This window comes from Ferrigenium straubiae (assembly GCF_051257895.1).
Lineage (GTDB): Bacteria > Pseudomonadota > Gammaproteobacteria > Burkholderiales > Gallionellaceae > Gallionella > Gallionella straubiae.
This window is the reverse complement of sequence record NZ_CP194331.1, coordinates 1,065,769-1,077,368: the sequence shown is the minus strand read 5'-3', so window position 1 is coordinate 1,077,368 and position 11,600 is coordinate 1,065,769. Positions and strand designations below refer to the sequence as shown.

The window sequence follows — 11,600 nt, the reverse complement described above, 5'->3', positions numbered from 1 at the left end:
CGGACGCGACACGGTGAGGCGTAGCCTTACGGTACGGGAGGGTCGCACCTCATCATGCAATCCAGGCTGAGGTGTGTCATGGTTTTCTGGCCTGAACTTTACTAGGCTGCAGTGTGTGGGAGAATTACGAAGCGCTATGTGGCTGTGTGATACCACATACTTTATAAAGGTCTGGTGATGACGGACAACAGAAGCAGCAAGAAAATATTGCAGGCGTTCTTTTCCCCTGCTGTAACCCTGATGAACCGCCTAGATGTCGCCAGGAAATTCGTACTGCTGGGGCTGATGTCGCTGGTTGCGATTGCAGTGGTGGTATACAGCCTGTTTGCCAAGCTTGAGCAGGACATCAGCTTTGGGCAACGTGAACTGAAGGGCCTCAAGCTGATCGAGCTGTTTCCCCGGACGGTACATGTTCTCCAGCAACACCGCGGGCTTTCAGCGGGGCTCCTCGGCGGCGACGGAAGCATGCGGGACAGCCGTGCCGGCGCGGAAAGGCAAGTGGTCGAAGCGCTGAATGAAATGTCGGGGCAGGTCTTCTCCGGCATGAACCCGGGCGAAGATTTGCAGCATATCAAGGCGGACTGGGAGCGCCTGCGCAAGGAGGGACTCAGCTGGACAGCGGCTGAAAATTTTGCCGCGCATACCCGCCTGATCGCCCGGATACAGTCATTCGAGGGGATGGTTGCCGATGAATATGCGCTGACCCTGGATCCGGAACTCAGCACGTTCTATCTTATCGATACCATCGTCAACAAACTGCCGCATGCGCTTGAGCACCTTGGGCGGTTGCGCGCATACGGCACCGGAGTGCTGGCAAAGAAACAGGCTAGCGAGCAGCAGAAGATCGAGATGAGCATCCTGATTGCCAAGCTTGATGACGCGATATCGCTGCTCAAGGCCAATCTTGACAAGACCGGCCGACACAACCCGGCACTTCAGGACGTAATCTCCACAGCATCCAGGGACATCGCCGATTCGGCACGGCAGGTTGCCGGCCTGGTGACGTCGGACATCCTTTCCGGACGTTTTGCCACACAACCCGATGCTTTTTCCGGAATGTCCACGGTGGCCATCGACAGGAGTTATTCGCAGTTATATGAAAAGCTGCTGCCAATGGCCGAGACCCTTATCCGGGAGCGTATCGAACGGGCGGAAAGCACGGTGCGTTTCAGCGTTGGCACCGCCTTCCTGCTGTTCCTGGTGGCAGCCTATTTCTCGGTGGGCATCAGCCGCGCCATCATCGTCAACATCCGGTCGCTGGCCCGTTCGGCTCACGCTTTTGCAGACGGCAGCCTGCATGAACGGGTCAGCATCGATACGCGCGACGAGCTTGGTCAGGTGGGCGACAGTTTCAACGAAATGGCCTTCGGCTTCCGCACCTTGCTGGAGGCCTCCCGCGAAAACGAAGCGCGCCTGCGCGACCTGTCGGAGAACCTTGAAGAGCGGGTAAAAAAGCGCACCATGGAACTGGAGCAGGCGCAGCAGTTGACCGAATCGCTGCTGCGGCGCAACCAGGCATTGATGACGACCTCCATGGACGGCATTCATATAATGGATACGCAAGGCAACCTGCTGGCAGCCAACGATGCCTTTTGCCGCATGCTGGGTTATACCCAGGACGAGGTGGCCGGCCTCAATGTGGCCGATTGGGATGCGCAATGGCCGATCGGGGAGTTGCGGGTAAGATTCAGGGGGCTTATCGGCGGGAGCTCCAGGTTCGAGACCCTGCATCGCCGCAAGGATGGCGTGTTGATCAACGTCGAGATCAGTGCTTCCGGCGTTGCGCTGGAGGGGCAGGAATTCATCTATGCCTCAAGCCGCGACATCACCGGGCGCAAACGGTACGAAGAGGTGCTGAAGCGGCACAAGCTGGTGATTGATACCGCAATAGACGGGTTCTGGATGACCGATATGAGGGGAAATCTGCAGGAGGCCAACGAGGCTTACGCAAAGATATCGGGTTATACGGTCGATGAGCTGGTGAACATGAACATCAGCAAGCTGGAAGCCAAGGAACAATCGGCGGAAGAAGTCCGGGCGCATATCGCAAAAATCATGGCGCAGGGCTACGAACGGTTCGAAACGTGCCATCACCACAAGGACGGGCACGAGATCGATATCGAGGTGTCCGCCACTTACATGGCCGAATCGCAGCAATTGTTCGTTTTCTGCCACGACATCACCAAGCGCAAGAAGGCCGAGGAGGCGCTGCGCATTGCCGCGGCGACCTTCGAGACGCACGAGGCCATCCTGATCACCGATGCGAATGCGAATATCGTCCGCGTCAATCGTGCCTTCGAGGAAACGACCGGCTACAGCGCAGAAGAGGTGCTGGGCAAGAATCCGCGCATCCTCAGCTCGGGCCGCCAGGACAAGGCCTTTTATGCGGAGATGTGGCAACAATTGCTGGAAACCGGTTCGTGGACTGGTGAGATGTGGGACAGGCGCAAAAACGGGCAGGTTTACCCGAAGTGGCTGACCATCACCGCCATCAAGAACGAACGGGGCGAGACGACCGAGTATGTCGCCATCTTCAGCGACATCACGGCGCGCAAGGAGGCCGAGGAGGAAATCCGCAACCTCGCGTTTTATGACGCGCTGACCAAGCTGCCCAACCGGCGCCTGCTGCTGGACCGCTTCCACCTGGCGCTTTCGGTGTCGGCGCGCAGCCATCATTACGGCGCGGTGCTGTTTCTCGATATGGACAAATTCAAGGTGCTCAACGATACGCTGGGGCACGACCATGGCGACCTGATGCTGGTCGAGGTGGCCGAACGCATCCAGTTCTGCGTGCGCGAAGTGGATACCGTGGCGCGGCTGGGCGGTGATGAGTTCGTGGTGTTGATCGAGGAGATCGGCACGAACGCGCAGGATGCTTCGCAGAAAGTTGCGCTGATCGCCGAGAAGATACGCGCGGCGCTGTCGGTACCCTATCAGATCAAGGGGCACGAGCATCACAGTTCGCCGAGTATCGGTGTGTGCCTGTATCGGGGCAGCGAGCAATCGGTGGATACCCTGCTCAAGCATGCCGATCTGGCGATGTACCAGGCCAAGGAGGCGGGACGGAATACGGTACGTTTCTTCGATCCCGCGATGCAGCACGCGGTAGAGTTGCACGCCGCACTGGAGGCAGACTTGCGCCGCGCCGTACCCAACGGGGAATTGCGCCTGTTTTACCAGATACAGGTGGACAGCGAGCATCATCCGCTGGGTGCGGAGGCGCTGGTGCGCTGGGAGCATCCCAGGCGCGGCATGGTTTCACCCGTGCAATTCATCCCCGTCGCCGAGGAGAGTTCGCTGATCCTGGATATCGGGCATTGGGTGCTCGATACCGCCTGCCGGCAGCTTGCGCAATGGGGTGAAAATGAGCGGATGCGCCATTTGACAGTGGCCATCAACGTCAGTGCGCAACAGTTCCGCCTGCACAATTTTGTGGACAAGATTGCAACAGCGCTGCATACCCATCACATTGATCCGTCTCGCCTCAAGCTGGAGTTGACCGAGAGCGTGGTGCTGAACGATGTCACCGACGTGGTGACCAAGATGCACGCATTGAAAGCACTCGGCGTCCAGCTGTCCCTGGACGATTTTGGCACCGGCTATTCGTCGCTGTCCTACCTGAAGAAGCTGCCGCTCGATCAGCTCAAGATCGACCAGAGCTTCGTGCGCGACCTTGCAACCGATCCGAACGATGCAGTGATGGTGCAAACCATCATCGACATGGCGCAGAACTTCCGCATGGGCGTGATCGCCGAAGGGGTGGAGACCGAGGCGCAATTGGGCTTCCTCAAGCAGAATGGCTGCATGACGTATCAGGGGTATCTGTTCGGCAAGCCGCTGCCGGTCGGGGAGTTTGAAGCGCTGCTCGGAAAGTTGCGGGGGGATTGAACCACGAAGCGTACGAAGATCGCGAAGAGGAACAGAAGGTTATTTCATATGGAAATTTTTCGTGACCTTTGTGTTTTTCGTGGTGAAGGGTCGTTTTTGGCTCTTATCTCTGCCCCTTGTCCTGGTCGTGCCCGTGGCGCCGGTACAGTGCAGCCATGATGCCGGACAGCAGCAGGCCGAAGACCAGGATGATGAAGTAGATGCTGAAATCCAGTTTCTGCATCACGGCGTATAGCCCCAGCATCGCGAAGATGCTGAGGTTCTCGTTGAAGTTCTGCACCGCGATCGAGCGTCCCGCGCCCATCAGCAGGTGGCCGCGATGCTGCAGCAGCGCGTTCATCGGCACGACGAAATAGCCGCCCATCGCGCCGATCGCGATCAGCAGCAGGATCGCCAGCATGCTATTTGTCACCGGGATCATCATCAGCACCACGACCCCCATCGCGATGCCGACTGGCAGCACCTTGACCGCATGCTCCAGCCTGACGAATTTCGCCGCGAGCACCGAGCCGATGGCGATGCCGATGGCCACCCAGGCGGTGAGCTGGGCGGCCTTGCCGATGTCGTAATGCAGCGCGACGGCCGCCCAGGCCAGCACCAGCAGGCGCAAGGTGGCGCCAGCGCCCCAGAACAGCGTGGTGACCGCCAGCGATACCTGGCCGAGCGGGTCTTTCCACAGCAGCTTGAAGCAGTGCCAGAAATCCCTGGCGAGGAAAGCGGGGCTGCGGCTGAGCGGCTTGTGGTCGATGGCCACGCGCGGGATGTAGAGGTTGAAGATCGCGGCGGCGACGTAGATCAGCACGATGACGGCGACGGCCAGTTCCCCGATGCTGCCGACCAGCGGAATGTCCCAGCTTTGCAGCAGCGGGCCGATAATTTTCGGGCTGATGAGCACCCCGCCCACCACCGCGCCGAGCACGATGGCGGCAACAGTCAACCCTTCCATCCAGCTGTTCGCCTTGACCAGCTGGTCGGGTGGGAGATATTCGGTGAGGATGCCGTATTTCGCGGGCGAGTAGGCCGCCGCTCCGAGGCCGACCAGGCAATAGGCGATCAGCGGGTGGATGCCGGCCAGCATGAGGAGGCAGCCGGCCAGCTTGATGATGTTGCTGATGAACATTACGCGTCCCTTGGGCAGCGAGTCGGCGAACGCGCCGACAAAGGGCGCCAGCACGATGTAGGAGACGATGAAGCTCTGCTGCAATATCGGTGTATGCCAGGCTGGCGAGCTTAAGTCCTTGAGCAGGGCAATCGCGGCAAACAGCAGGGCATTGTCGGCGAGCGCGGACAGGAATTGCGCCGCGAGGATGATGTAAAAACCGAGATTCATTACAACCGGGTCATTTTGGGCAGGCCGTTTTATATCACGAAAGCATGGCCCCTGCTATCATTAGCACCTGCAAAACCCTTGCGATAAGTAATTTCCGTGCCACGCCCCATACAAGCCCGTATCGACCAGAGCGCGCTGGAGAACAATCTCCGCGTGGTGCGCCGCGCCGCGCCGTCCGCGCGCATCATGGCGGTGATCAAGGCGGACGGCTACGGGCATGGCTTGAGCAGGGTGGCCGAAACCCTGTCCGCGGCGGAAGGTTTCGCGCTGCTGGACATCCGGGATGCGGTGCAGTTGCGCGAGGCGGGTTTCCGCCAGACGATCCTGCTGCTGGAAGGCGCTTTCGACGCCGGAGATATGGCCATCGTCGCCCGCTACGATCTGGCCTGCGTGATCCACAGCGCCTGGCAGGTCGCCCTGCTCGACGCCTATCCGCAAAGCGGGAAGCTGGATGTCTGGTTCAAGGTCAACACCGGCATGAACCGCCTCGGCTTTACGCCGCAGCAGGCGGTGCAGGCGATGGAGCAACTGCGCCGCCATCGCGCCGTGCGCGAGATCACCCTGATGACGCATTTCGCCAACGCCGACGAGGCGCGCGGCATCGCGGAGCCGCTTGCCTTGTTCAACGGTTTTGCCGCGCAATATCGCATGCCGCGCTCACTCGCGAATTCCGCCGCGCTGCTGCGCTATCCCGAAACACATGGCGAGTGGGTGCGCCCCGGCCTCATGCTGTACGGCGCATCGCCTTTCATTGAGACCGGTGCGCGGCAACTCGGCCTGCAGCCGGCGATGACCCTGAGCAGCCGCCTCATTGCCGTGCAGGAGCTGCGCGCCGGCGACGAGATCGGCTACGGCGCGCTGTTCCGTGCCGAACATGCCATGCGCATCGGAATCGTCGCCTGCGGCTACGCTGACGGCTATCCGCGCCATGCGCCGAACGGGACGCCGGTGCTCGTGGGCGGGCAGGCAGTGCAGACCCTGGGGCGCGTCTCGATGGATATGCTTTACGTGGATTTGAGCAGGCTGCCGCAAGCTGGCGTCGGCAGCGCCGTCACCCTGTGGGGCGAAGGCATGCCGATCGAAGAAGTGGCGCGCGCGGCGGGAACCGCCAGCTATGAGTTGATGTGCGCGCTGACCGCGCGTGTGCCGGTTGTGATTTGAGATAACGGAGGAAAGGTATATGTTGGGAATTATCGGCGGCAGCGGCGTTTACAACATCGAGGGGCTGGAGAACACCCGCTGGGTGAAAGCGGAATCCTCGTTCGGCGAACCCTCGGACGAAATTCTCATCGGCGAGTTGGCGGGGCAGTCCATTGCCTTCCTGCCGCGCCACGGGCGCGGGCATCGCCTGCCGCCTTCGGCAATCAACTTCCGCGCCAATATCGATGCGCTCAAGCGCCTCGGCGTGACCGACATCATTTCGGTGAGCGCGGTGGGCTCGCTGCGCGAAGATCTCGCGCCGGGCACGTTCGTCATCGTGGACCAGTTCATTGACCGCACCTTCGCGCGGGAAAAGAGCTTCTTCGGCAGCGGCCTGGTTGCGCATGTCTCGATGGCGCGCCCGGTGTGCGGGCGCCTGGGCGACCATCTGCATGCGGCGGCGCAACAGGCCGACATTCCGGTGGTGCGCGGCGGCACCTACATGGTGATGGAAGGCATGCAGTTCTCCAGCCTCGCCGAGTCGGAACTGTACCGCTCATGGGGCTGCGACGTGATCGGCATGACCAACATGCCGGAAGCCAAGCTCGCGCGCGAAGCCGAGATCTGCTACGCGACGGTGGCGATGGTGACCGACTACGACTGCTGGCATCCCGACCATGACCATGTGACGGTTGATGCAATCGTGAAGGTGCTGCTGGAAAACGCCGACAAGGCGCGCGCCCTGGTCAAGCGCGTCGCGCCGCATGTGCATGGCGACGAAAAAGGTTCGGAATGCGGCTGCCGCAGCGCGCTGCAATACGCCATCATCACCGCGCCGGAAGCGCGCGACCCGGCGATGGTGGAGAAGCTGTCCGCCGTGGCCGGGCGGGTGCTGAAATAGAAAGTGGTTTTGTAGGAGCGCAATTTATTGCGCGAAAGGGTGCAAGCTCATCGCGCAATAAATTGCGCTCCTACAGCTAATGCGAACAACGGCTTTGTTAAACGTTATAAGGAAACTGTATGCCCATCAAATCCAGAATCCGTACCATCCCGCATTACCCCCACAAGGGGATCATGTTCCGCGACATCACCACCCTGCTCAAGGACCCGGTCGGCCTGCGCGCCACGATCCAGGAGATCGTCAGCCGCTACAAGGACGTGAAGATCGACAAGATCGCCGGCATCGAATCGCGCGGCTTCATCGTCGGCACGCCGGTTGCCTATGAGCTTGGCCTCGGCTTTGTGCCGGTGCGCAAGAAAGGCAAGCTCCCCGCCGAGACGGTCGGGCGCGACTACCAGCTCGAATACGGCAGCGACCGCATCGAGATTCATACCGACGCGATCCAGAAGGGCGACCGGGTGTTGCTGGTGGACGACCTTATCGCCACCGGCGGCACGGCGGAAGCCGCCGCCGGGCTGATCCAGGACATGGGTGGGACGGTGGTGGAATGCTGCTTTGTGATCGACCTGCCGGATGTGGGTGGGAGGAAGCGGCTGGAGAAGCTCGGGCACAAGGTGTTTGCGCTCTGCGAATTTGAAGGTGATTGAATGTAGGGTGGGCACAGTGTGCCCACGCGGCTATTAAACAAATCGGTGGGCAACAAGTTGCCCACCCTACAAATTATGAAAGTTAACGGCAAACCCTTTCGCACTATCTGGCCCTCCGCAGACAACACGGTGGAGATCATCGACCAGACGCGGCTGCCGCATGAATTCGTCACGCTGCGCCTGAACACCATGCGCGACGCCGAGCGCGCGATCCGCGACATGCAGGTGCGCGGTGCGCCGCTGATCGGCGTGACGGCGGCCTATGGGGTGGCGCTGTCGATGAAGGATCATGCCTCGGATGCCGCGCTCGCGGCGAGCTGCGGCGTACTGCTCGCGGCGCGCCCCACTGCGGTGAACCTGCGCTGGGGCGTGGAGCGGATGCGCGCCTTTCTCGCACCGCTGCCCGAATCGGAGCGTGCGGAAGCAGCATGGCGGGAAGCGGCGCGCATCGCCGAGGAGGACGTGGCGATCAACGCGGCCGTCGGCCAGCACGGCAGCGCGATCATCCGCGCGATTCATCAACGCAAGGGCAGCACGGTCAATATCCTCACGCACTGCAACGCCGGCTGGCTCGCGACGGTGGACTGGGGTACGGCACTCGCGCCGATCTACACCGCGTTCGACGCGGGCATTCCGCTGCATGTGTGGGTGGACGAGACGCGCCCGCGCAACCAGGGCGCGAGCCTTACCGCCTGGGAACTCGGCCAGCACGGCGTGCCGCATACCGTGATCGCAGACAATACCGGCGGGCATTTGATGCAGCACGGCATGGTGGATATGGCCATCGTCGGCTGCGACCGCGTCACCGCGCGCGGCGACGTCTGCAACAAGATCGGCACCTACCTCAAGGCGCTGGCCGCGCATGACAACGGCGTGCCGTTCTACGTCGCGCTGCCGACGCCGACGATCGACTGGACGCTGCAGGACGGCGTGAAGGAAATCCCCATCGAGGAGCGTGCGGAGGAAGAGGTGACGCATATTGCCGGGCTGTGCGGCGACGGGCAGGTGCGCAGCGTGCAGGTCACCCCCAAGGGTTCACGCGCCGCCAACTACGGCTTCGACGTGACCCCGGCACGGCTGGTGACCGGGCTCATCACCGAGCACGGCGTGGTCAAGGCCGATGCCGAGGCGATGCGGGTGCTGGCAACATAAACTCGATTATTCATCAGGCCGTTCGTGCTGAGCCTGTCGAAGCATGAACGGTCCCAGTGCGCAACCGTTCGACCCTTCGACAGGCTCAGGGCGAACGGTTTCGGGGAAGCTGTGTGGCGTTGCACCTGACGGATACTCCTGAATGAGTTTTATAGAAACGGGAACAGCAATGGAAAATCTCTGGAACGATACGGAAGCAGGCAAGCACAAGGACATCCTCGCGGAGCGAGTCTATTCGTCGCGCCTGCTCGGTGCGAACACGAACCTGGTGCTGCACGGCGGCGGCAATACCTCGGTCAAGGGTGTCAGCAGGGACATCTTCGGTGAGGATATTGAAACGCTGTTCGTCAAGGGCAGTGGCTCCGACCTCGCGACGATAGAAGCAAAAGACTTCGTCGCGGTGCGCCTTGACGCGATGCTCAAGCTGTCGCGCCTCGAAAAGCTCTCGGACATCGACATGGCGCGCGAGCTCAAGCTCGCCTCGCTCGACCCGGCCGCGCCTGCGCCCTCGGTCGAGGCGATCCTGCATGCGCTGATCCCGCACCGCTTCGTCGATCACACGCACGCTGATGCAATCGTGACGATCACCAACACGCCCGACGGCGAGGCGCGCATTCGCGAGCTGTTCGGCGACGAGGTCATCGTGCTGCCCTACGTGATGCCCGGCTTCTACCTCGCAAAGCTGTGCGCCGAAGTGTTCCCGAAGCAGGCGACTCCGCGCACCATCGGCATGGTGCTGATGAACCACGGCATCTTCAGCTTTGGCGACACTGCGAAGCAGGCCTATGATCGCATGATCGACCTGGTCGGCCGTGCCGAGGGCTACCTGCAGAAGCATGCGTCACTGGTGCCATCAACCGGCATCGAGCCGACTGTCGACTGGTCCGGCTTGCCAGAGTTGCGCAAGAAGGTTTCCGCCGCCGCCGGCTTCCCGATGCTGTTGCGCAGTAATTCCAGCAGCGCCGCGCTGGCCTTTGCGCGTCATTCCAGCATCGCGGAAATCTCGCAGCGCGGCCCCGCGACCCCTGACCACATCATCCGCACCAAGCGCCTGCCGCTGCTCGGCCGCGATGTCGAGGCTTACGCTCAGGCGTACAGGAATTATTTCGAGAAAAATTCCGCATCGGCCAAGGCTCCGCTGACGATGCTCGACCCTGCGCCGCGCGTGATTCTCGATGCGGAGTTCGGGCTCGTCAGCGCGGGCCGTTCGGCGCGCGACGCGCAGATCGTCGAGGATATTTACCTGCACACGCAGGACATCATCCTGCGCGCCGAAAAGCTCGGCGGCTACCGCGCGCTCGGCGAGGCTCCGCTGTTCAGCATGGAATACTGGGACCTGGAGCAGGCCAAGCTGAAGAAGGCCGGTGCGCCGAAGGCGTTCGCGGGCGAAGTCGCGCTGGTGACCGGCGCTGCATCCGGCATCGGCAGGGCCTGCGTGCAATCATTCCTGAACCGCGGTGCGGCGGTGGTAGGCGTGGACATCAATCCGGCAATCGAGGCTTCATTCGGCAATCGCGCGGACTACCTCGGCATCACTGCGGACCTGACCTCCTTGCCGGATATCCGGCACGTCATCGAACAGGCCCTGCGCCATTACGGCGGGCTCGATATGCTGGTGCTGAACGCTGGCGTTTTTCCCGGCGGCAGGAAGATCGCGGCACTGTCCGACGAGGAATGGCGCAAGGTCATGGCGGTCAACCTTGACTCCAACCTGTCCATCATGCGCGAGGTGCATCCCTTGCTGAAGGCGGCGCCGAGGCATGGCCGCGTGGTGGTGAACGGCTCAAAGAACGTTCCTGCGCCGGGGCCGGGCGCTGTAGCCTATTCAGCGTCCAAGGCGGCGCTGACCCAGGCAGCGCGCGTCGCCGCACTGGAGTGGGGCGCGGACGGCATCCGGGTCAACGTCGTGCACCCCAACGCGGTGTTCGACACCGGCATCTGGACGCCGGAAGTGCTGGCGCAGCGCGCCGCGCATTACGGCATGAGCGTGGACGACTACAAGCGCAATAACGTGCTGCACGAGGAAGTCACCAGCAAGGACGTGGCGGAGCTGATCGCGGAAATGTGCGGCCCCCTGTTCTCAAAAATAACCGGCGCGCAGCTTCCGATCGATGGCGGAAACGAGCGGGTGATTTGAAACGCACCAGGCTATTACTAGCGCAGCGCAATCCGCAAAGCGCCAATCCGAGGGGCATGTTTTCATACTGCAGGCACCTCCCCGCATAACGGGGCGGCACTTTGCTGCGCCTGATGCAGTTTTGAGGCTTCACTGACCGCAAACATTGCACTCACCGACAATTGGCCGGAAATCACCCCCATCTGGCCAACCGTTCATCCCCTGATTTCAACCGCTCATCCGCGTTCCCGCACCTTTCATTCCGGGTGTGTTGGATCAGATGAATGGCTATGGCATTACGTCCCGAGGTTGGTTAAATTGCGCACGACTTAACGATGTTTCAGAAGCTGAAAGTTGGTTTTTTAGGTCTATGTGGCACGGTAGTACGACTTCTCTCTGCTAGGCGCAATGCCTAGTTTTCCCCTA

General features: G+C 61.4%; 7 protein-coding genes. 6 read left to right on the top strand and 1 reads right to left on the bottom strand.

From position 1 onward, the window contains the following. Nucleotides 1–177: 177 nt before the first annotated feature. Nucleotides 178–3,888 carry an EAL domain-containing protein gene (locus ACRRNM_RS04985; protein WP_435627137.1) on the top strand — a complete coding sequence of 1,237 codons (3,711 nt, stop codon included), beginning with the start codon at nucleotides 178–180 and terminating at the stop codon, nucleotides 3,886–3,888. 103 nt (nucleotides 3,889–3,991) lie between these two features. On the opposite strand, the gene lplT is transcribed toward ACRRNM_RS04985, so the two are convergent. Continuing rightward, complete coding sequence (gene lplT / locus ACRRNM_RS04980; RefSeq protein WP_435627136.1) at nucleotides 3,992–5,218, bottom strand: lysophospholipid transporter LplT; 1,227 nt, start codon at nucleotides 5,216–5,218, stop codon at nucleotides 3,992–3,994. 96 nt (nucleotides 5,219–5,314) lie between these two features. On the opposite strand from lplT, the gene alr reads away from it, so the two are divergent. The 5 genes from alr (at nucleotide 5,315) to ACRRNM_RS04955 (ending at nucleotide 11,195) form a co-directional block, all read left to right on the top strand. Continuing rightward, nucleotides 5,315–6,379, top strand: coding sequence for an alanine racemase (gene alr, locus ACRRNM_RS04975; protein WP_435627135.1), 1,065 nt, complete (start codon nucleotides 5,315–5,317; stop codon nucleotides 6,377–6,379). A 19-nt stretch (nucleotides 6,380–6,398) separates the two neighbouring features. Then, a complete protein-coding gene (locus ACRRNM_RS04970) occupies nucleotides 6,399–7,259 on the top strand; it encodes an S-methyl-5'-thioadenosine phosphorylase (RefSeq protein WP_435627134.1) in 861 nt (286 codons plus the stop codon). Nucleotides 7,260–7,378: 119 nt separating this feature from the next. Beyond that, on the top strand, nucleotides 7,379–7,906 hold the full coding sequence (locus ACRRNM_RS04965; RefSeq protein WP_435627133.1) for an adenine phosphoribosyltransferase: 528 nt from the start codon (nucleotides 7,379–7,381) through the stop codon (nucleotides 7,904–7,906). Between the two features lie 75 nt (nucleotides 7,907–7,981). Next, nucleotides 7,982–9,058, top strand: a complete 1,077-nt coding sequence (mtnA, locus tag ACRRNM_RS04960; protein ID WP_435627132.1) for an S-methyl-5-thioribose-1-phosphate isomerase — start codon at nucleotides 7,982–7,984, stop codon at nucleotides 9,056–9,058. 169 nt (nucleotides 9,059–9,227) lie between these two features. Beyond that, the gene (locus ACRRNM_RS04955; RefSeq protein WP_435627131.1) at nucleotides 9,228–11,195 is read left to right on the top strand and encodes a bifunctional aldolase/short-chain dehydrogenase; all 1,968 of its coding nucleotides are present in this window, start codon (nucleotides 9,228–9,230) and stop codon (nucleotides 11,193–11,195) included. Nucleotides 11,196–11,600 lie beyond the last annotated feature (405 nt).

Excerpts from the sequence above, each read along its gene's own strand:
- lplT (WP_435627136.1), bottom strand. The coding sequence starts at position 5,218 with ATGAATCTCGGTTTTTACATCATCCTCGCGGCGCAATTCCTGTCCGCG.
- ACRRNM_RS04965 (WP_435627133.1), top strand. The coding sequence starts at position 7,379 with ATGCCCATCAAATCCAGAATCCGTACCATCCCGCATTACCCCCACAAG.
- ACRRNM_RS04985 (WP_435627137.1), top strand. The coding sequence starts at position 178 with ATGACGGACAACAGAAGCAGCAAGAAAATATTGCAGGCGTTCTTTTCC.
- ACRRNM_RS04970 (WP_435627134.1), top strand. The coding sequence starts at position 6,399 with ATGTTGGGAATTATCGGCGGCAGCGGCGTTTACAACATCGAGGGGCTG.
- ACRRNM_RS04955 (WP_435627131.1), top strand. The coding sequence starts at position 9,228 with ATGGAAAATCTCTGGAACGATACGGAAGCAGGCAAGCACAAGGACATC.
- mtnA (WP_435627132.1), top strand. The coding sequence starts at position 7,982 with ATGAAAGTTAACGGCAAACCCTTTCGCACTATCTGGCCCTCCGCAGAC.